At 36.8% G+C, this 19,450-nt stretch carries 22 protein-coding genes; 17 read left to right on the top strand and 5 right to left on the bottom strand.

Annotated features, from left to right (window positions below):
• Positions 1–109 precede the first annotated feature (109 nt).
• The 7 genes from trpA (at position 110) to RUH60_RS07265 (ending at position 6,771) form a co-directional block, all read left to right on the top strand.
• The gene (trpA, locus tag RUH60_RS07235; RefSeq protein WP_313806872.1) at positions 110–871 is read left to right on the top strand and encodes a tryptophan synthase subunit alpha; all 762 of its coding nucleotides are present in this window, start codon (positions 110–112) and stop codon (positions 869–871) included.
• 333 nt (positions 872–1,204) lie between these two features.
• Positions 1,205–1,828: a TetR family transcriptional regulator gene (locus RUH60_RS07240; RefSeq protein WP_313806874.1), complete on the top strand. Its 624-nt coding sequence runs from the start codon at positions 1,205–1,207 to the stop codon at positions 1,826–1,828.
• Positions 1,818–3,128: a TolC family protein gene (locus tag RUH60_RS07245; RefSeq protein ID WP_313806875.1), complete on the top strand. Its 1,311-nt coding sequence runs from the start codon at positions 1,818–1,820 to the stop codon at positions 3,126–3,128. Before RUH60_RS07240 ends, RUH60_RS07245 begins: the two co-directional genes overlap by 11 nt.
• Before the next feature lie 9 nt (positions 3,129–3,137).
• On the top strand, positions 3,138–4,217 hold the full coding sequence (locus RUH60_RS07250; protein ID WP_313806877.1) for an HlyD family secretion protein: 1,080 nt from the start codon (positions 3,138–3,140) through the stop codon (positions 4,215–4,217).
• 2 nt (positions 4,218–4,219) lie between these two features.
• Positions 4,220–5,797 (top strand): MDR family MFS transporter, encoded by a 1,578-nt coding sequence (locus RUH60_RS07255; protein WP_313806879.1) that lies wholly within the window; start codon positions 4,220–4,222, stop codon positions 5,795–5,797.
• 134 nt (positions 5,798–5,931) lie between these two features.
• Positions 5,932–6,276, top strand: coding sequence for a hypothetical protein (locus RUH60_RS07260; protein ID WP_313806881.1), 345 nt, complete (start codon positions 5,932–5,934; stop codon positions 6,274–6,276).
• Between the two features lie 174 nt (positions 6,277–6,450).
• Positions 6,451–6,771, top strand: a complete 321-nt coding sequence (locus tag RUH60_RS07265; RefSeq protein ID WP_313806883.1) for a hypothetical protein — start codon at positions 6,451–6,453, stop codon at positions 6,769–6,771.
• Here RUH60_RS07265 and yaaA read toward each other — a convergent pair whose 3' ends face one another.
• Entirely contained in the window at positions 6,772–7,530 is a 759-nt protein-coding gene (gene yaaA, locus RUH60_RS07270; protein WP_313806885.1) for a peroxide stress protein YaaA, read from the bottom strand.
• A gap of 85 nt (positions 7,531–7,615) precedes the next feature.
• On the opposite strand from yaaA, the gene RUH60_RS07275 reads away from it, so the two are divergent.
• Both RUH60_RS07275 and RUH60_RS07280 read left to right on the top strand, forming a co-directional pair.
• Complete coding sequence (locus RUH60_RS07275) at positions 7,616–8,137, top strand: GNAT family protein (protein ID WP_313806887.1); 522 nt, start codon at positions 7,616–7,618, stop codon at positions 8,135–8,137.
• Positions 8,138–8,240: 103 nt separating this feature from the next.
• Positions 8,241–8,882 carry an intradiol ring-cleavage dioxygenase gene (locus RUH60_RS07280; RefSeq protein WP_313806889.1) on the top strand — a complete coding sequence of 214 codons (642 nt, stop codon included), beginning with the start codon at positions 8,241–8,243 and terminating at the stop codon, positions 8,880–8,882.
• A gap of 6 nt (positions 8,883–8,888) precedes the next feature.
• Here RUH60_RS07280 and RUH60_RS07285 read toward each other — a convergent pair whose 3' ends face one another.
• Together RUH60_RS07285 and RUH60_RS07290 are read right to left on the bottom strand one after the other, a co-directional pair.
• Complete coding sequence (locus tag RUH60_RS07285; RefSeq protein ID WP_313806891.1) at positions 8,889–9,935, bottom strand: RluA family pseudouridine synthase; 1,047 nt, start codon at positions 9,933–9,935, stop codon at positions 8,889–8,891.
• A complete protein-coding gene (locus tag RUH60_RS07290) occupies positions 9,925–10,557 on the bottom strand; it encodes a PASTA domain-containing protein (RefSeq protein WP_313806893.1) in 633 nt (210 codons plus the stop codon). Before RUH60_RS07290 ends, RUH60_RS07285 begins: the two co-directional genes overlap by 11 nt.
• Before the next feature lie 191 nt (positions 10,558–10,748).
• On the opposite strand from RUH60_RS07290, the gene RUH60_RS07295 reads away from it, so the two are divergent.
• The 4 genes from RUH60_RS07295 to RUH60_RS07310 are packed head-to-tail and all read left to right on the top strand — an operon-like array spanning position 10,749 to position 14,527.
• Positions 10,749–11,723 carry a D-alanine--D-alanine ligase gene (locus tag RUH60_RS07295; protein WP_313806895.1) on the top strand — a complete coding sequence of 325 codons (975 nt, stop codon included), beginning with the start codon at positions 10,749–10,751 and terminating at the stop codon, positions 11,721–11,723.
• A gap of 1 nt (position 11,724) precedes the next feature.
• Entirely contained in the window at positions 11,725–12,336 is a 612-nt protein-coding gene (locus RUH60_RS07300) for a zinc-ribbon domain-containing protein (RefSeq protein WP_313806897.1), read from the top strand.
• Positions 12,337–12,338: 2 nt separating this feature from the next.
• Complete coding sequence (gene coaD, locus RUH60_RS07305; protein WP_313806899.1) at positions 12,339–12,797, top strand: pantetheine-phosphate adenylyltransferase; 459 nt, start codon at positions 12,339–12,341, stop codon at positions 12,795–12,797.
• A gap of 2 nt (positions 12,798–12,799) precedes the next feature.
• Positions 12,800–14,527: a M14 family zinc carboxypeptidase gene (locus RUH60_RS07310; protein WP_313806901.1), complete on the top strand. Its 1,728-nt coding sequence runs from the start codon at positions 12,800–12,802 to the stop codon at positions 14,525–14,527.
• An 11-nt stretch (positions 14,528–14,538) separates the two neighbouring features.
• Here the strand turns inward: RUH60_RS07310 and RUH60_RS07315 are convergent, their stop codons facing one another.
• Positions 14,539–15,141: an NUDIX hydrolase gene (locus tag RUH60_RS07315; protein ID WP_313806903.1), complete on the bottom strand. Its 603-nt coding sequence runs from the start codon at positions 15,139–15,141 to the stop codon at positions 14,539–14,541.
• A gap of 7 nt (positions 15,142–15,148) precedes the next feature.
• On the opposite strand from RUH60_RS07315, the gene pyrE reads away from it, so the two are divergent.
• Complete coding sequence (pyrE, locus tag RUH60_RS07320) at positions 15,149–15,790, top strand: orotate phosphoribosyltransferase (protein WP_313806905.1); 642 nt, start codon at positions 15,149–15,151, stop codon at positions 15,788–15,790.
• Positions 15,791–15,807: 17 nt separating this feature from the next.
• Positions 15,808–16,200, top strand: a complete 393-nt coding sequence (locus tag RUH60_RS07325; RefSeq protein ID WP_313806907.1) for an SRPBCC family protein — start codon at positions 15,808–15,810, stop codon at positions 16,198–16,200.
• 49 nt (positions 16,201–16,249) lie between these two features.
• Here the strand turns inward: RUH60_RS07325 and RUH60_RS07330 are convergent, their stop codons facing one another.
• The gene (locus tag RUH60_RS07330; protein ID WP_313806909.1) at positions 16,250–16,981 is read right to left on the bottom strand and encodes a biotin--[acetyl-CoA-carboxylase] ligase; all 732 of its coding nucleotides are present in this window, start codon (positions 16,979–16,981) and stop codon (positions 16,250–16,252) included.
• A 92-nt stretch (positions 16,982–17,073) separates the two neighbouring features.
• Between RUH60_RS07330 and rsfS the strand changes: the two genes are divergently transcribed.
• Complete coding sequence (rsfS, locus tag RUH60_RS07335) at positions 17,074–17,445, top strand: ribosome silencing factor (protein WP_313806911.1); 372 nt, start codon at positions 17,074–17,076, stop codon at positions 17,443–17,445.
• Between the two features lie 8 nt (positions 17,446–17,453).
• Positions 17,454–19,397 carry an ATP-dependent zinc metalloprotease FtsH gene (gene ftsH, locus RUH60_RS07340; RefSeq protein WP_313806913.1) on the top strand — a complete coding sequence of 648 codons (1,944 nt, stop codon included), beginning with the start codon at positions 17,454–17,456 and terminating at the stop codon, positions 19,395–19,397.
• Positions 19,398–19,450: the final 53 nt, after the last annotated feature.

A 19,450-nucleotide genomic window follows, 5' to 3' on the forward strand; every position in this document is an offset into this window, starting at 1 on the left:
TAGGGCGTTACCGCAAGGGTCGGGCTGTACATTTTATCTTTTTTGCGTCTGAAAAAGGCACAAAAAAGGATACCATTTCCATCCCTAACGCACATCAAAAACATCAAAAATGAACCGAATTAACCTTAAATTACAAGAGCCAAAAAAGTTATTTTCAATCTATTTTACCGCTGGATTTCCTAACCTCAACGACACGGTTTCCATCATCGAAACGCTCGAAAAAAGTGGTGTCGATATCATTGAAATTGGCTTGCCTTTTAGTGATCCTTTAGCCGACGGAACGACAATTCAGGAGAGTTCAACCACAGCTTTACGCAACGGAATGACCACAAAATTGCTCTTCGAGCAGCTCAAAAACATCCGAAAAACTGTCCAAATTCCACTCATAATTATGGGCTATTTTAACCCAATTTTGCAGTTTGGAGTAGAAGAATTTTGTCAAAAATGTGCTCAAATTGGCATCGACGGACTCATCATTCCAGACCTCCCAATCGAGGTTTTTGAGGAGAATTTTAAACCCATTTTTGACCGCTATAATCTCAAAAATATTTACTTAATTACACCTCAAACTTCCGAAAATCGCATCCTGAAAATTGACAAAATAAGCGATAGTTTTATCTATTTGGTGAGTAGTTCGAGTACAACCGGAAGCCAAAATTCTTTCCAAAAAGACCAAGAAAATTACTTCGAAAAAGTAGCCAAAATGAACCTGAAAAACCCTCAAATTGTAGGCTTCGGAATTTCAAATAAAGCAACTTTTTTGCAAGCCATAAAACACCAAAAAGGAGCAATAATTGGTAGCTCATTCGTAAATTTTATCAAAAATAACGAAATTTCAGAAATTGAAAATTTTATAAAACAAATAGTTTAAATAAAAACATATAAATATCTGGTAATTAAATTTATAAATACTTACAATAGATTTTATTTATACACTAAAAAAGGCTGCTTTTACAAATAAAAACAGCCTTTTTCTCATCTTGAACTCCCGGGATCGGACCGAAAATCCAACACTGTAAAATTAGGAAATAAATTTTAAAAAATATGTTTTTCCTTCAACAAAATCACTCACCTACTCCATCAAAAAATCGGTACTAAAATCCAACAAAAATCAACAGTTAAAAAAAAGTTAAAAACAATTTAAACAAACGTTTAATTTAAACAATCGTTTAATTTTGTTCCCGAATTTAAAATCAAATTTAAAATGACTGATTTTAACGACAAGCAAATTGAAATTTTACAAGCCGCCGAAACGCTGTTTGCAGAACAAGGTTACGACGGAACTTCGGTTCGTGATATTGCCAAAATCGCCAACATCAACATTGCGATGATTTCGTACTATTTTGGTTCCAAGGAAAAATTACTCGAAGCCTTAATCGTTTACCGAATTTCCGACATGCGTTTGCAAATGGAAAACTTGTATCGTGAAGACCTTACCCCTTTCGAAAAAATTGATCGCTTAATTGAATTATACATCAAACGCATCAATCAAAACAAAGGCATGTATCAGATTATTCATTTTGAAGTTTCATCCGGAAAACGACTTATCAACTGTGATGCATTTAACGAAATGAAAAAACACAACTTGGAAATTCTGAACAGCATCATCGCCGAAGGTCAAGACAAAGGAATTTTCAGAAAAGACGTCAATGTGCTTTTACTGCCAACAACGATTATGGGAACCTACTTCCATTTTCAGATGAACAAACCATTTTTCAAAAGTGTCCTAAATTTTGAATCGCAGGAAGACATCGACAACTACGTGGTTACCGAACTAACCCGTCACATTAAACAAACCATTAAAGCCCTATTAAAAAATGAACAGTAATTCATTAAGGCTGGGAATCTTGTTCTTGCTTGGTTCTTTTTCCGTCATTGCGCAGGAGAAGAAAAACCTAACGCTCGAAGAAGCTATTCAGCTTGCAGTTACACAAAGCACCGAATCGAAATTGGCCGACACTAAAGTTGCCACTAAAGAATTCGAAATGCAAACCGTAAAAAACAAACAGTATCCCGATTTAAAAATCAGCGGACAATACCAAAGATTAACCAATGCCGATGTCGATTTTAAACTTGGTGGAAGTTCCGAAGGTGGTGCAGCTCCGAAAGTAAATCAGTTGATGTTAGGTAACGCAACCGCTTCGATGCCTTTGTTTGCCGGTTTCAAAATCCAAAACAACATCAAAGCCTCTGAAAGTTTATTCGAAGCAGAACAATATCTCGCGAAAGACACCAAAGAACAATTGGCTTTGGAAACCGTGAAACTTTATGTGAATTTATACAAAGCCCACGAAAGCGAAAAACTGATTCAGGAAAACATCAAACGTGCCGACCAACGCGTAAAAGATTTCAAAGCGATGGAACAAAACGGTTTGATTGCTCGAAACGATTTACTGAAAGCTCAATTACAGGCTTCCAACTATCAAATTGCTTTGGAAGAAGCCATCAAAAACAGTAAAATCATCAACTTTCAGTTAGCAACACTTTTAAAATTACCCGAAGAAACCCAAATAACGACGAATTCTGCCCTTTTTGCCCAAAAAACAGAACTGAGTACAATTTCAAGCGATGTTTCCTCCAGAAACGATTTAAACGCGGTTCGTGCACAACAAAAAGCTGCCGAAGCTCATGTTAAAATCGCCAAAGGAAATTATTATCCGTCTTTGAACCTGATGGGCGGATATATCGCTTTGGATTTACAAAACGTTATGACCGTAACCAACGCAATGAATTTTGGGGTTGGTTTATCGTATGATTTGACTTCCATCTTCAAAAACGGAAAAGAAGTAAAAGCAGCCAAAAGTAAAGCCAAAGAAGCCGAACAATCGCTTGATATCATGACCGATAAGGCAAAAGTTCAAATGCAATCGGCTAATGAAAACTATACTTTGGCTCAGAAACAAAACCTGGTGTATCAGCAAGCTTTAGAGCAAGCCAACGAGAATTACCGCATCGTAAAAGACAAGTACGACAACGGTTTAGCCGATACCAACGATTTGCTTGACGCGGATGTTCAGCAATTGCAATCCAAAATCAATGAAGCGTATTCTAAAGCTGATATTATTCAGAAATATTATGAAGTATTGGCAGCCGGCGGAAAATTAACCTCATCATCAACATCAAACTAATTCAACATCATGGAAAAGAAACCAGCAAATAAAAAATTCATCTTCGTAATCAGCGGCTTAGTTGTTCTAGGACTGGTTTACGGAACCTACAAATACTTACACGGACAAGCACACGAAGAAACCGACGACGCCCAAATTGAAGGCAATATGAGCCCAATTATTCCGCGCGTTTCAGGTTATGTGGCAAAAGTGTATGTAAAAGACAACGATTTCATTAAAAAAGGCGACACGCTTTTCGTAATCGACAGCAGAGATTATTTAGTAAAAGTAGAAGAAGCCAAAGCTGCCCTTGCCGCTGCCGAAAACTCATACGAAGTTTCCAAAGCTGATGTTGGTGCTGCGGCTGCCAACATTTCCATTTCAAGCGCAACTATTCAATCTAATGTTGGAAGTATTGATGCGGCTAAAATCCGTTTGGAAAGAGCAAGCAATGATTTTGAGCGTTATTCGAACTTATATCAAAATCATTCCATTACAAAACAACAATACGAGCAAGCTTTAGCTGCTAAACAAGAAGCACAAAAGCAAGTTGAAGTCTTGCAACAACAACGTAATGCCAATATTCATCAACGTGAAGCTGTGGCTTCAAAAACTACAGTTGCTACTAAACAAACTGGCGTAGCTTCGGCTAATATCAAACGTGCGCAGGCAGTTTTAGAGGCAGCAGAAATCAATTTAGGCTACACCGTGGTTACTGCTTCAATTGACGGACAGGTTTCCAGCATCGACATTCAGGAAGGACAAATGGTAAATCCGGGTCAATCGTTGTTTTACATCGTGAACAATACCAATCTTTGGGTGGTGGCGAATTTCAAAGAAACGCAGTTAAACAAAATGCGTGCCGGTCAGAAAGTAAGTTTGACAGTAGACGCTTATCCTGATTCAGAATTTGAAGGTGAAGTGAACTCCTTCTCTCCTGCTACCGGTTCTCGTTTTTCAATCTTGCCTCCGGATAATGCGACAGGTAACTTCGTTAAAACCATTCAGCGTTTACCAGTTAAAATCAAATTGACCGCGAACAACGATGCTGAAAAAATAAAATTATTGCGTCCGGGAATGAACGTAGAAGTTGACGTACACGTAAAATAAGCATGACAACACAAGCAGAAGATTTAGTAGAATATGGCTTTCGCAGGGTCATTATCACAATAACGGCCGTACTTTGTGCGCTGCTTGAAATTGTCGATACAACCATTGTAAACGTAGCCTTAAACGACATGCGCGGAACGTTAGGCGCAACACTTACCGACATTGCTTGGGTGATTACCGCTTATGCCATTGCGAATGTTATCATTATTCCGATGACGAGTTGGTTGTCGCAACAATTCGGGCGTAGAAATTACTTTGCCGCTTCCATTATCATTTTTACCGTTTCTTCTTTTTTGTGTGGAAATGCAACGAATATCTGGGAACTAGTTTTCTTCCGATTCATTCAAGGTATGGGTGGTGGTGCGCTTTTGGTAACTGCACAAACCATTATTACCGAGAGTTATCCGGCAGCCAAACGAGGCATGGCACAAGCAATTTACGGCATGGGTGTAATTGTAGGACCAACGTTAGGGCCGCCACTTGGAGGTTTTTTAGTGGATAATTTTTCATGGCCGTACATCTTTTACATCAACATTCCTTTAGGAATTATAGCTACGATTTTAACGCTTTCGTTTGTAAAAAGCCCTAAATATGGTGAGAAACTGAAAGCCAATCAGGTGGATTGGTGGGGAATTATCTTCTTAGCTTCCTTCATCGGTTCGTTGCAGTATGTTTTGGAACACGGGCAACAAGACGATTGGTTTGAAAATACGACCATAATCATTTTGAGCCTTTTATCCATTTTCGGATTAATTTTCTTCATTTGGCGACAGTTAACCTATAAATTCCCGATTGTAAATCTTAAAGTTCTAAAAGACAAGAACCTGCGCATCGGAACCATTATGTGTTTCATCTTAGGATTTGGTTTGTACGGAACAACGTTTATCGTACCGATTTACACGCAATCCGTTTTAGGATGGACAGCTACAGATACCGGATTATTACTAATTCCGAGTTCCATTACGACAGCGATTCTGATGCCGATTATTGGAAAATTAATTCAAAAAGGTGTTCCGCAAGCGTATTTGGTTTCGTTAGGTTTTATGATTTTCTTCGGATTTACCTTTTGGATGCACAACGTCATGACGCCTGACACAGGAACCGAACACATGTTTTGGCCGCTGATTTTACGAGGCGTTGGTTTAGGATTTCTTTTCGTTCCGATTACCACCTTGGCGTTATCCACATTACAAGGGAAATCAATTGGTGAAGGTGCCGCATTTACAGGAATGATGCGTCAGTTAGGAGGTTCCTTCGGAATTGCAATTATTACGACTTTCATATCAAGATTCGGGCAACAACATCGCGTGGATTTAATTTCTCACCTAGATTCGGCTAAATTTGAGGTACAACAACGCATTCAGCAAATGCAGGCGATGTTTATGTCGAAAGGTTTCAGTGCCAGCGAATCGTTAGATAAAGCTCATAAAGCGCTGGAAGTTTCAGTAATTAAACAAAGTACCGTGCTTTCGTATATGGATGTGTTTTTATACTTGGGAATTATGTTCCTGATCTGTATTCCGTTTATGCTTTTGATTAAGAAAGGAAGCGGAAAGGTTGATATGTCGAACGTACATTAATCGTTATATAGTTATTCAATCGATGAAACTCTGAAGTACTACTTCGGAGTTTTTTTTTTAACCTTCAAATAATTTTGAATTAACCATTTCAAAATACGACTGATTTATTTTCGTAGCATTCAAATTACATCAAAATGGGATTATTCAATAAAAAAGAGAAGAAAATCATCGCCGAAATCAATCAGAAAAGCAAAGTTTATCACGCAGATTTTGAAAAAGAAATCAATGATTTGCTAGACGATTTAAAACATGATTATCAGGAAAATAAAATTCAATTAGACGATTTTTCAGAGTTCATCAAACAAATGGAAAGTAAATTATCGCATACTGAAATTGAAAAGCTTAACAACTACTTTGCACAGGCTTCCAAAATGAAAAGTTGCGCCAAAAAAAGCATCGAAGGTCTCAACTATTTATCACGAGAGCAGAAAAAAATGTCTAAAGACGCGCAGAGAGAGTTCGAACAGTTTTTAAGCTAGCCTATTTTTCCTGCATTATTCGTTATTAAACGGGCATTTTAACATTTTATCGATTTTAAAGAACGCTACGTAAATTCTATGTTAATTTTAAAATATATTTGATTGATATATAAACAGTTAAGTAATTACTAAAACTTCTTAAATATGGGAATCTTTACTAGCACCGACAAAAAAATGCTCCAAGAATTTTTAAGAAAAAGTGAAACCAATTGCCACGACATCGAAAAGGAAATTGACGAATTTTTAGTTGACTTACAATCGGAATATGACGAAAACAGTTATGTGGTAAACGAGTTCAACGAACTTGCCAACGATTTGAGTCAAAAATTACAACCTTCTGACGCTAAAAAATTAATTGATTTTTCCAACAGAATACTTCGCATTCGCCGTTGCGCCCGTAAAGGTGTTGAAGCTTTAAGAGAACTTTCGAGAGATCAGCATAAACTTACCCGCGAAGCACATCGCGATTTTGAAGATTATATGCAGTTTCGCTAATTATCGTGTAAAAACAAGCGTATTGCCTTTTGACAAAGACGCATCAAATTTATAGCCCTCGTAGTTGAATCCTTTCAAATCTTCGAGGGTTTCTGCATTTGTATCGATAATGTAGCGAACCATCATTCCTCTGGCTTTTTTGGCGAAGAAGCTAATCATTTTAAGCTTTCCGTCTTTGTAATCTTTAAATTCCGGCGTAATGACTGGAACTTTAAGTGATTTTACATCTACTGCAGAAAAATACTCGTTACTGGCCAAATTGACGAATAAATCCCCTTTTTTCAAATCTTTGTTTAGTTCTTTGGTGATTTTGGCTTTCCAGAATTCATACAGATTTTTGTTTTTCCCGACAGGCAATTGCGTACCCATTTCTAAACGGTAAGGCTGAATCAAATCCAATGGCTTTAAAAGTCCGTACAATCCGGAAAGAATACGAAGTTTATCTTGTAAAACCGCTAACTTTTCAGTTGGCAACGAATGAATATCCAAGCCAATATAAACATCTCCATTAAAAGCATAAACTGCTGGTCTGGCATTTTCAGAAGTAAATGGTGTTGCCCACTCCTGATTGCGCTGCCAGTTCAAATCGGCTAACTTATCTGAAATATCCATTAATTCCATCAATTGCTTGGGCTTTTTCTTTTTCAAAACCTTATGAACAGCATTGGCCTCTTTCAGAAAACAAAATTCTGAATATTGAGCCGTTGGTAAAGGTTTTTCAAAATCTAGCGATTTAGCCGGAGAAATAACGATTTTCATGTTTTTTACTTTAATGGTTTTCAAAAATACAAAATCAGTTTAAAATTTAAATATCTTGCGGTAAATAACCTTTAACCTTATTGCAATGCATTTCCAGTTGCTCGAAACCGAAAACCTGCTTCTTAGAAAAATAGCACCTGAAGTTTATCATTTTCTTTTCAATTCACAATCTGATGAAGAAATAAAAAGCTTTTTAGGATTGGAAACCGATGAGCAATTTGCAAAAGAAAAAGATAAATTTTCCAAAGGAATGGCTACTTATAACCGAAGTTTTGTCAATTTTCAGATTATCGACAAAAAAACGTCCTTGATAATTGGTGCCTGCGGCTTTCATACTTGGTATTTTGAACATAATCGAGCTGAAATCGGTTATAATCTGAATAGTGATGATTTTAAAGGAAAAGGAATCATGTCTGAAGCCATAAAAAAGGTCATTCAATATGGTTTTGAGGAAATGAAACTCCACAGAATCGAAGCGCTTATTTCCCCAAACAACGAGCCTTCTTTAAGATTAGTTCAGAAATTGGGTTTTGTAAAAGAAGGTCATTTGCGTCAGCATTACTTCAAAAACAATGTTATGGAAGATTCGCTGTTTTTGCCTTGTTGAAGGATGATTATTTTCACAAAAACTCTTAACTTTTTATAAAGAAACTGCCTGAAAGATTTTTGTAATTTTAATACAACGTTTTGAATTTCAAAAATCTACAATCATGACATCATCAATCAAAATCATTTGCCTTTCTGTATTTTTATCAACATGTCAACAGAAAGAAACACCATCTGCGATAACAGAAAACACTCTTAATCCTGAAGTGGAGAACAACGATTGTGACAATCCTGATGCCGAAATCAATTGCTGTTTTGCCAGTATGCCTACTAATCTGACTTCTCTTATGACAATTCCGAACAGTGACGGCAATTCGGAAAGATTAATCATTGAAGGCACAATTTACAGAAACGATGAAAAAACGCCTTATTCTGATGTAATTCTTTATGCTTACCACACAGATTCAAAAGGAGAATATTCGAAAAACGGAAAAGAAACCGGAGTACAAAAATGGCACGGTTCCCATCACGGCTGGTGCAAAACCGATAAAAACGGTAATTATCGCATAGAGACGATTCGACCTGCTTCATATCCAAATAGTACGGCTCCGGCTCACATTCATGCCGCTATTAAACTTCCGGACAACAATACACCATTTTATATCACAGACTTTTTATTTAAAGACGATCCGAACTTGCCAAAAAACCAGCAAAACCGATTTTCCTATCAAGGCGGTTCCGGAATTGTTGATGTGACTAAAAAAGATAAAGTTTGGTATGGAAACCGAAATCTTGTGCTAAAATGAGTGATTTTATTCTTCTGCTGCGTTTGATTTAGAATAGGTTCGCCACTTTTCAATGCATTCGGTAATATCACTCGGAATTTCCGAATTAAAGCGCATGAATTCTTTGGTAATCGGATGTTCAAACCCTAAAGTTTTGGCATGAAGCGCTTGTCGTGGTAACACTTTGAAACAATTATCAACGAACTGTTTGTATTTGGTAAAAGTGGTTCCTTTCAGAATGGCATCGCCTCCGTAACGTTCATCGTTAAATAAAGTATGACCGATGTATTTCATATGAACGCGAATCTGGTGTGTACGACCCGTTTCTAAATTACAAGTAACAACGGTTACATACCCTAAACGTTCCAATACTTTAAAGTGCGTAATGGCCGGTTTTCCTTTGTCTTCATCAGCGTAAACTGACATTTGCATTCTGTTGGTTGGATGACGGTCGATGTTACCTTCTATCGTTCCTTCTTCGGCTTCAATATTGCCCCAAACGATGGCGATATATTCTCTTTCGGAAGTTTTTTCTGCAAATTGCTTGGACAGATAATCCATCGCATGTTCCGTCTTGGCAACGACCAATAAACCTGAAGTATCTTTATCGATTCGATGTACCAATCCCGGTCGGTTGGAACTGTTCATCGGAAGATTTTCAAAATGATACGCCAAAGCGTTCACCAAAGTTCCGGAATAATTTCCGTGGCCAGGATGCACAACCATTCCTGCCGGTTTGTTTACGACTATCAGTTGATCGTCTTCATAAACAATATCCAACGGAATGTTTTCACCTTTCAGCAAATGCTCATACGGCGGATGTTCCAAACGAACGGCCACAACATCATGAGGTCTGACTTTATAATTGGATTTTACGGGAATTTCGTTTACAAAAATATTGCCCGAATCGGCTGCTTTCTGAATTTTATTACGAGTCGTGTTTTCAATAAGATTCATCAGAAACTTATCAATCCGAAGCGCCTGTTGCCCTTTGGAAACTTCAAACCGATGATGTTCATACAACACATCATCGTCATCAAAGTCGTCTTGTTCTAAATCGATATTATTCTGCATTGTTCAAATCTTCCTCGGTTGGTACTAGAATTTCCTGTGAATTTACACTATCCATTTCTTCTTCCTGAAATCCGGTTTTTCCGTCACCAAGAACAAAATCAATTTTTGAATTTTTCAGAATTCTATCTCCGGCTTTTAATTTTTTACCGTCTTGTTTAATTTCTAAAACAACGTCTTTAGCCATGTATTCTACGTACTTTACGTTACCTTCTTGCAAACCTAACGAACGTAATGTTGACAATGCTTGACGATACGTCTTCTGAACCAAATCCGGCATCGTCACTTTAGCATAACCGCCCGAATTGATTTTCACGTAAACTTTACGTCCGTCTTTAACAGTTACTCCTGCCAAAGGATCTTGCTCCACCACAGAATAGGCTGGAAATGCAGGATTGTAATCAACCGTATCCAATAAGTGGAATTCTAAACTGGTATCATCTAAACGCTCTTCAGCTTTTTCAACGCTCATTTTTGCTAAATTCGGAACTGGAATTTCCTCGCCGTGGTTTGTCGCCACACTCAGAAATTTCATTACTCCAACAACAAAAAGTACAGCAATTAATAAAGCCAATCCTAAATGTTTAAAAAATACCGGACTTGTTACGAATTTTTTCCAACTCATGGTTAAAGGGTTTTGGGCAAAGATATAAAATACTAAAGATTTATTGTTGCTGCAGAAAAAGTAATTCTTTTCGCTAAGGTCATCAGAAAATAACTTTTCAATTTTATCGCAAGAAAAATATTTTTTGATGCGGGTTTCAACAAATAGTGATAATTTTGTAAGAACTATTACTTAACCAATAACGCACATCTATGAAAAATGTTGCCATCATTATGGGAGGCTACTCCAGTGAATACCAAATATCGCTAAAAAGCGGAAATGTCGTTTATAATTTTCTGGACAAATCACAATATAACGCCTACCGCATCCATATTTTTAAAGAAAAATGGGTAATGGTGGATGAAAACGAAAACGAACATCCAGTTAACAGACACGACTTTTCAGTGAACTATGCCGGTTTAAAATTAACCTTCGATGTGGTTTTTAACGCGATTCACGGAACTCCAGGTGAAGATGGTTTGATGCAAGCTTATTTTGAATTATTAGGCATTCCGCAAACGTCTTGTGATTATTATCAGGCAGCTTTAACGTTCAACAAGCGCGATTTGTTATCGGTTTTAAAACCTTACGGAATCAAAACGGCAACTTCTTTTTATCTGGATAAAGGCGATGAAATCAACGAAGATAAAATCATCAATACTTTAGGTTTGCCGTTATTTGTAAAGCCGAATAAATCAGGTTCAAGCTTCGGGATTTCTAAAGTAAAATCAAGAGAAGAATTACTTCCGGCGATTGAAAATGCTTATAAAGAAGACAAAGAAATCATCATTGAAAGTTTTTTGGACGGAACCGAAGTATCGGTTGGCGTAATCAATTACAAAGGCGAAACTACAGTTTTACCGATTACTGAAATTGTTTCCGAAAATGATTTTTTCGACTACGAAGCTAAATATTTAGGGAAATCTCAGGAAATCACTCCTGCCCGATTATCCGAAGACATTAAAGTTAAAATTGAAACAGTTGCCAAAAAGGCTTATGAAGTTTTGAAAATGAAAGGATTTTCCAGAAGTGAATTCATCATCGTAAACGGCGAACCGCATATGTTGGAAATGAATACCATTCCGGGTTTAACCACAGAAAGTATTTTACCGCAACAAGCCAAAGAAGCCGGAATTTCCCTAACGGAATTGTTTAGTAACGCGATTGAATCGGCTTTAGAAAAGTAATATGATATTTTTCGGCACAAAAAAAAAAGAAATCAAGAGAGGAATAATCTCCAACACAACTTGTAAAGTATGCGAGGAAAACACGCCAATGTACTATACGGTTGAAGCCAAATATTTTCATGTGTACTGGATTCCTGTTTTTCCATACAAAAAAAACACAACCGTTGATTGTAGTTATTGTGACACAACTTTTGAGAAAAAACAATTTTCAGAAAGTATTAAAAATAAATTACAGCGCGAAAATGAATTAGAACCGGCACGAAACCCGATTTGGATGTTTTCCGGAGTTATAATCTTAACGATATTAATTCCGTTAGCTTTTATGCAATCTGCCAGAGCCGATGATAAAAAAAATGATTTTGTAAACCATCCGAAAGTGGGCGATGTATATTTTATGAATAGTCTTCCTACCATTTATACTACTATGAAAATAGCTGCAGTGGAGAAAGACACAGTTCATTTTATCGCAAATGACACCATGGTTACGAAATTCACCAAAGTATTTTCAATAACTGATAACCGATATTATACTGACAAAATCAAATCGTATTCAAAAGCACAAATTCTTGATATGTATAGAAAAGACAGTATTTACAAAATCGACAGAAACTAATTATGAGAAAAGCAATCTTCCCAGGCTCCTTCGATCCGATAACTTTAGGGCACTACGACATCATCAAACGTGCATTGCCATTATTTGATGAAATTGTAATTGCCATCGGAGTTAATGCCGAAAAAAAATACATGTTTACCCTTGAAGAACGTAAAAAATTCATTGAAGAAGCTTTCAAGGATGAACCAAAAGTTTCTGTTGTAACCTATGAAGGTTTGACTGTCGAATTATGTCACAAACTAAATGCGCAATTCATTCTTCGAGGCTTGCGAAATCCTGCTGATTTCGAATTTGAAAAAGCCATCGCCCACACCAACAGACAATTAGTTACAGATGTGGAAACCGTTTTTCTTTTAACGGCTATAGACACGTCGCACATCAGTTCCAGCATTGTTCGAGACGTGATCCGAAATGGCGGAAATTATAAATTTTTAGTCCCTGAATCTGTAAAAGTAAAATAAGTATGAAATCACTTCTTAGTTCATTACTATTAGTCTCCACAAGCATTTTTGCCCAACAACCCGATTTAAAGACACCATACGAAAAAGGAAACGGAAATCAATCCGCAACTTATAAAGAAACAATTGAATTCTATCAAAAGTTGGATCAGGCCTACGAAACGATTTCCATGAGAGCCATGGGAATTACAGACAGTGGCGAACCTTTACACATCGTCACCTACAACCCGGCCAAAAACTTTGACTTTAATGCTATTCATTCTTCGAATAAGACTATTTTACTGATTAATAACGGAATTCACCCAGGAGAAACTGACGGAATAGATGCCACAATGCTTTTCATGAAAGATTTAGCATCCGGAAAACTTACTGCTCCTAAAAACACCGTTGTTGTTGCAATTCCGGTGTACAACATTGGCGGAGCTTTGAACCGAAATTCAACCTCACGAGTAAATCAAAACGGACCTGAAGCTTATGGTTTCAGAGGTAACGCCAGAAATTTTGATTTGAACAGAGATTTCGTAAAATCGGACACTAAAAATTCGAGAAGCTTTCAGAATATTTTCCAGATGGTCTATCCGGATGCTTTTATCGACAATCATGTGAGCAATGGTGCTGATTATCAGTATACTTTAACTTATATCGCTACGCATTATCAAAAATTGGGTGGCTATTTAGGAACTTTTTTCGACCGACAAATGATGACATCCATTTTAGAAGATGTGAAACATAAAGCCATCGAATCTGTTCCTTATGTAAATATTTACAACAAGACTCCGGAAAATGGTTTTGCCAAAAACATGGATACTCCTCGTTTTTCAACAGGGTATGCTTCTATGTTCAACAGTTTAGGTGTAATGGTGGAAACTCATATGCTTAAACCTTATTCAGACAGGGTTCGGGCAACCTATGAGTATATGCATTCCACTTTGGATTATATGGACACTAAAAATCTTCTGATCAAAAAACTGAGAAAAGAAGCTTGGTTAAACTATAAAGCAAATACTAAATATACTGTACAGTGGGAAATCGATTCGGCTGCAGTTAGAGAAATTCCTTTTCTAGGATATGAAGGTTCTTATAAAAGTAGTGATGTTTCCAAAAAACCAAGATTGTATTATGACCGAACAAAGCCTTTCAGAAAATTAATTCCATTCTACGAAGTTTACAAACCAAAAAAGGAAATTACTATACCTAGAGCTTACATCGTTCCAAAAGAGCAGTGGGAAGCAATCGATTTACTGAAACTGAACAAAATTGAGATGACTGCGCTTAAAAAAGACACGACAATTACAGTAGAAAGTTATAAAATAACAGATTATAAAACCGGAAAAGAGCCTTTTGAAGGACATTATGGGCATTACGACACATCTGTGAGCAGCAGTGAAACAAAAATCACATTTCATGAAGGTGATTATCTGATTTATACAATGCAGCGAAATGTAAAATATCTTTTAGAAACGTTAGAACCGGAAGCCACGGATTCGTTCTTTAACTGGAATTATTTCGATGCCATTTTACAACAAAAAGAATATTATTCTCCTTATGTTTTCGAAGATTTAGCGAAAAAAGTTTTAGACGAAAATCCTAAGCTGAAAGCCGAATTAGAGCAAAAAAGGAAAACCGATAAAGATTTTGCCGAAAATGGTGCGGCACAACTCGATTGGGTTTACAAGAATTCTAAATACTTTGAAAAATCGTATCTCCAATATCCGATTTACAGACTTAAATAATAAAAAAGCTCCTAAAACAGGAGCTTTTCTTTTTCAAACAATAACTTAATATTTTCGTAGGAATTACCTAGTGCTTCTCTAATCTCATCAGGTGAAAGCCAAGCAACTTTCTCAATTCCTTCTTCGATTTGCCCTTGTGGAATGCCTTTAAAATCCGTTTTCATTTCAAACCAATGGGTGATTTTAAGTTTGTATTGCCCGTTTCGTTTAAAAACATGATACGTTTTAGGAAGTTTATTCGTGATTTTTAAACCGGAAACCCCAGTTTCTTCTTCAACTTCACGAATGGCAGTTTCTTCAATCGACTCGCCTTTTTCTATGCCACCTTTAGGCAAATCCCATTTCCCGTTTCGGAAGATGAACAAAACCTGTCCTTGCTTATTGTACACCAATCCGCCACCAGCTTTGGCAACCGGAATTTTTTCTTTCAGCTTTTCCATGATTTCTTTCTCGTCCGGATGGTACAAAAAAGCCTTATCAATTTTATTCTGAAACATTTTTACAATAATCTGCTTAATATCAACACTTTCTAAAAGAAAAAGCTGAAAATCAGTTTCCTTAACGACTTCATTTGTCAGGAAAAGTGGCTTATCGTTTACAAAAACTTTATACATTTGCAGTATGATTTTTAACACAGACACAGCTAAAAAAACAGCCGAATTGCTTTTACAAATAAACGCAATTAAATTAAATCCAAAAAATCCTTTTACGTGGGCTTCAGGCTGGAAGTCTCCGATTTATTGCGACAACCGCATAACACTCTCATTTCCACCGATTCGCAACTACCTTCGTGAAGAGTTTGCTAAAAACATTGAAAAAGAATTTGGGAAACCCGATGTCATTGCCGGAGTAGCTACCGGAGCTATCGGAATTGGCATGCTTGTTGCTGAAATAATGGGACTTCCGTTTGTATATGTGCGTCCGGAACCTAAAAAACACGGTCGTCAAAATCAGGTGGAAGGTTTTTTACAGAAAGGACAAACTGTAGTTGTAGTTGAAGATTTAATCAGTACCGGAAAAAGCAGTTTACAGGCAATTGAAGCTTTACGCGAAGCCGGAGCAGTGGTAAAAGGTATGGTTGCTATTTTCACTTACGGATTTGAAATTGCTGAAGAAAACTGTAAAGAAGCGAATTTAAACGTTTATACCTTAGGGAATTACGACACGCTTTTAGAACAAGCCGTAACGCAACAATACATCACTGAAGAAGAACATGAAACCCTGAAAGAATGGCGTAAAAACCCTTCAACTTGGGGAAATTAACAATATAAAAATTAAACATGAATTTAGAAAGTCCAAAAGTAACGGTTTCAAAATCAGCTGAATATTTATTCAATGCTTTGAATGACGTAAAGAATTTTGAAAAATTAATGCCGGAAAACATCGCGAAATTTGAAGTAATCGATGAAAACTGCTTCGAGTTCGGATTAAAAGGCATGCCGGAAATCAAATTGGTAAAAAAAGGTGCAACGCCTCATTCGCAATTGGTTTTAGGAGCAGCATCGAGCAAATTACCTTTTACTTTAACCGGAAATTTAAACGCAATTGATGCTGACAATACCGAAGTTCAATTAGCATTCGAAGGCGAATTCAACCCAATGATGGCTATGATGATTAAAGGTCCGATTACGAAATTTATCGAAACGTTAGCACAGAATATGAATAAACTGTAATTCAGTTTTAATTTCAACAAAAGCTTCTTATTTGAGAGGCTTTTTTGGTTTAATACAATAGGGTAACTTCTTTTATTCCGAATTCGATCACTTCATCGTTTTCAAGTAGCACTTCCAATTTTCCGTTGGTATTTACTTTTTGAATAATTCCCATAAATCGATTTCCCTCGCTATTTTCAAATGATGACGGAATACCTTTTCGATATAAAAGACTGTCATAAGTTTGCCAGATTTCTTCGTAAAAACCGCGTTGTACCAATGTCAGATTACGTTTTAATTCTTCCAGCAACTGTTGTAATAGCAATTCCTTATCAAATTGTTTTCCGGTAACGGTGTACAATGAGCCAGCTTTAGGTAAATTCTCGAAATTTTGCTGATTGACATTCAGACCTATTCCGATGATGGATAAAATCTCTCGGTCACTTTTTAAAATGTTTTCGATTAAAATCCCGCCAATTTTTCGGTTGTCTGCCAAAATGTCGTTTGGCCACTTAATAGCTGTTTTCGGAATACTATTATTTTTAAAAACTGTTGCTACACTTACTGCAACCGCTACATTCAAATGAAAAACCGACTGCACATCTAAAAGCAAATCTTTAACTAACACACTGAATGTTAGATTTTTACCAGACTCAACTTCCCATACCGATCCCATCTGCCCTTTTCCGCTTGTCTGATTTTCAGCAACTACAACCGTAAAGTTTTCGAGATATTGTTCCGACAATTTTTCCTTTAAAAAATCATTGGTCGAACCTATGGCACTGAGTTTGATAATATTCATTAAAATATTTACTTTTAAGTGGTTTAATCTTTTGTTAAGTTATCAAAATTAACCACAAAAATGGTAACTTTGCGAAAAACACAGAAATATAGATGGCGGTAAAAGAGATTAACAACGATGAATTATTAGCAAATATCATCAAAGGGATTGAAGACGTAAAAGGAAACGATATAGATATTTTAGACTTAAGAGCAATAGAAAATACAGTTTGCGATTATTTTGTAATCTGCAACGGAAATTCCAATACTCAGGTGAATGCTATTGCTAGCTCTGTTCAAAAAGTAGTATCCAAAGAATTGAAAGACAAACCTTGGCATGTTGAAGGTACCGATAATGCCGAGTGGATTTTAATGGATTATGTGAGCATTGTTGTGCATGTTTTCCAAAAGCAAATTCGTGAATATTACAACATTGAAAGCCTTTGGGGTGATGCTGTAATCACTTCTATCGACAATAAATACTAAAAAAATACATGTCAAAAGAGAAAAAACCTACTCCGAATAATAAATTCAAAGTCAGTCCGTGGTTATTGTACGGTGCTGCACTTGTTATTTTAATTGCCATACAAATTGTATCCAGCGGAGCAAATTTTCAGGAAGTAAAGCCTACCAGTATTTCCAAATTCTATCAGTTTTTGGATTCTGCTCAGGTTAACAAAGTAGTTTACAATAAGACTACTGCTCAGGTTTTCCTTAAAAAAGAAGCGCTTAAAAGCAAAACACATAAAGCAGTTCCGAAAGAAACCTTGCTTAAAAAGGAAAATCTAGGACCTCATTACTCATTCGACATCGGAACCAACAACGAATTATTTCAGAAGAAACTGGAAGAAGCACGTCAGTCGGGTAAATTAAATGATTATGCCTCAGAACCGGAAAGTAATTGGGGTGAAATTTTAATCACCTACTTACCTATCATCATCATCATCGGATTTTGGATTTATATGATGAGAAGAATGTCTGGTGGCGGAGCTGGTGGCGGTGGCGGTCAGATTTTCTCTATCGGAAAATCGAAAGCCCGTTTGTTTGATGAAAAGAACGATGTAAAAGTTACGTTCAAAGACGTAGCTGGTTTGGAAGGTGCTAAAGAAGAGATTCAGGAAATTGTAGAATTCCTTAAAAACCCAGAAAAATATACCGAATTAGGTGGTAAAATCCCGAAAGGAGCTTTATTAGTAGGTCCTCCGGGAACTGGTAAAACCTTATTAGCCAAAGCCGTAGCTGGTGAAGCTAAAGTACCTTTCTTCTCGTTATCAGGTTCTGATTTCGTAGAGATGTTTGTTGGTGTTGGAGCTTCTCGTGTACGTGATTTGTTCAAACAAGCTAAGGAAAAATCGCCAGCTATCATCTTCATCGACGAAATTGATGCTGTTGGACGTGCTCGTGGAAAAAACAATTTCTCAGGCTCAAACGACGAAAGAGAAAATACTTTAAATCAGTTACTTACTGAAATGGACGGTTTCGGAACCAATACACACGTTATTGTATTAGCCGCAACCAACCGTGCCGATATTTTAGACAAAGCTTTAATGCGTGCCGGACGTTTTGACCGTCAGATTTATGTGGATTTACCGGATATTCGCGAAAGAAAAGAAATCTTCGAAGTACATTTAAAACCACTTAAAAAAGAAGAAGCTTTAGACACTGATTTCTTAGCGAAACAAACTCCTGGATTTTCAGGTGCTGACATTGCAAACGTTTGTAACGAAGCTGCTTTGATTGCTGCCCGAAAAAACAAAAAAGCAGTTGGCAAACAAGATTTCCTTGATGCAGTAGACCGTATTGTTGGTGGTTTAGAAAAGAAAAATAAAATCGTTACACCAGAAGAAAAACGCGCCATTGCCATTCACGAAGCTGGTCACGCGACTGTAAGTTGGATGCTAGAACACGCTGCGCCGTTGGTAAAAGTAACCATTGTGCCTCGTGGTCAAAGTTTAGGTGCCGCTTGGTATTTACCAGAAGAGCGCTTAATTGTCCGTCCGGAACAAATGCTAGACGAAATGTGTGCTACCATGGGCGGAAGAGCAGCTGAGAAAGTGATTTTTAATAAAATTTCGACTGGTGCTTTAAGCGATTTGGAAAAAGTTACCAAACAAGCACGAGCTATGGTAACCGTTTATGGATTGAACGATAAATTAGGAAATATTACCTATTACGATTCGTCAGGACAAACGGATTATAATTTCTCAAAACCGTATTCTGAAGAAACTGCCAAAGTAATCGATACTGAAATCTCTGATTTAATCGAAAAAGAATATCAGAGAGCGATTGCAATTCTGAATGAAAACAAAGACAAATTGGTTCAGTTAGCTGATATTCTAATCGAAAAAGAGGTTATTTTCAAAGACGATTTGGAAACCATTTTCGGAAAAAGACCTTTCGAAAAAGCAGAAACTGAAGCAGTTACAGAATCAGAATAAAAATATTAACAAATTTTTATAAAAATCTTACTTCATTTCGCAATTTGAAGTAA

The sequence above is a fragment of the Flavobacterium sp. genome (assembly GCF_032153895.1).
Taxonomy (GTDB): Bacteria; Bacteroidota; Bacteroidia; order Flavobacteriales; family Flavobacteriaceae; genus Flavobacterium.

Excerpts from the sequence above, each read along its gene's own strand:
- trpA (WP_313806872.1), top strand. The coding sequence starts at position 110 with ATGAACCGAATTAACCTTAAATTACAAGAGCCAAAAAAGTTATTTTCA.
- RUH60_RS07240 (WP_313806874.1), top strand. The coding sequence starts at position 1,205 with ATGACTGATTTTAACGACAAGCAAATTGAAATTTTACAAGCCGCCGAA.
- RUH60_RS07245 (WP_313806875.1), top strand. The coding sequence starts at position 1,818 with ATGAACAGTAATTCATTAAGGCTGGGAATCTTGTTCTTGCTTGGTTCT.
- RUH60_RS07250 (WP_313806877.1), top strand. The coding sequence starts at position 3,138 with ATGGAAAAGAAACCAGCAAATAAAAAATTCATCTTCGTAATCAGCGGC.
- RUH60_RS07255 (WP_313806879.1), top strand. The coding sequence starts at position 4,220 with ATGACAACACAAGCAGAAGATTTAGTAGAATATGGCTTTCGCAGGGTC.
- RUH60_RS07260 (WP_313806881.1), top strand. The coding sequence starts at position 5,932 with ATGGGATTATTCAATAAAAAAGAGAAGAAAATCATCGCCGAAATCAAT.
- RUH60_RS07265 (WP_313806883.1), top strand. The coding sequence starts at position 6,451 with ATGCTCCAAGAATTTTTAAGAAAAAGTGAAACCAATTGCCACGACATC.
- yaaA (WP_313806885.1), bottom strand. The coding sequence starts at position 7,530 with ATGAAAATCGTTATTTCTCCGGCTAAATCGCTAGATTTTGAAAAACCT.
- RUH60_RS07275 (WP_313806887.1), top strand. The coding sequence starts at position 7,616 with ATGCATTTCCAGTTGCTCGAAACCGAAAACCTGCTTCTTAGAAAAATA.
- RUH60_RS07280 (WP_313806889.1), top strand. The coding sequence starts at position 8,241 with ATGACATCATCAATCAAAATCATTTGCCTTTCTGTATTTTTATCAACA.
- RUH60_RS07285 (WP_313806891.1), bottom strand. The coding sequence starts at position 9,935 with ATGCAGAATAATATCGATTTAGAACAAGACGACTTTGATGACGATGAT.
- RUH60_RS07290 (WP_313806893.1), bottom strand. The coding sequence starts at position 10,557 with ATGAGTTGGAAAAAATTCGTAACAAGTCCGGTATTTTTTAAACATTTA.
- RUH60_RS07295 (WP_313806895.1), top strand. The coding sequence starts at position 10,749 with ATGAAAAATGTTGCCATCATTATGGGAGGCTACTCCAGTGAATACCAA.
- RUH60_RS07300 (WP_313806897.1), top strand. The coding sequence starts at position 11,725 with ATGATATTTTTCGGCACAAAAAAAAAAGAAATCAAGAGAGGAATAATC.
- coaD (WP_313806899.1), top strand. The coding sequence starts at position 12,339 with ATGAGAAAAGCAATCTTCCCAGGCTCCTTCGATCCGATAACTTTAGGG.
- RUH60_RS07310 (WP_313806901.1), top strand. The coding sequence starts at position 12,800 with ATGAAATCACTTCTTAGTTCATTACTATTAGTCTCCACAAGCATTTTT.
- RUH60_RS07315 (WP_313806903.1), bottom strand. The coding sequence starts at position 15,141 with ATGTATAAAGTTTTTGTAAACGATAAGCCACTTTTCCTGACAAATGAA.
- pyrE (WP_313806905.1), top strand. The coding sequence starts at position 15,149 with ATGATTTTTAACACAGACACAGCTAAAAAAACAGCCGAATTGCTTTTA.
- RUH60_RS07325 (WP_313806907.1), top strand. The coding sequence starts at position 15,808 with ATGAATTTAGAAAGTCCAAAAGTAACGGTTTCAAAATCAGCTGAATAT.
- RUH60_RS07330 (WP_313806909.1), bottom strand. The coding sequence starts at position 16,981 with ATGAATATTATCAAACTCAGTGCCATAGGTTCGACCAATGATTTTTTA.
- rsfS (WP_313806911.1), top strand. The coding sequence starts at position 17,074 with ATGGCGGTAAAAGAGATTAACAACGATGAATTATTAGCAAATATCATC.
- ftsH (WP_313806913.1), top strand. The coding sequence starts at position 17,454 with ATGTCAAAAGAGAAAAAACCTACTCCGAATAATAAATTCAAAGTCAGT.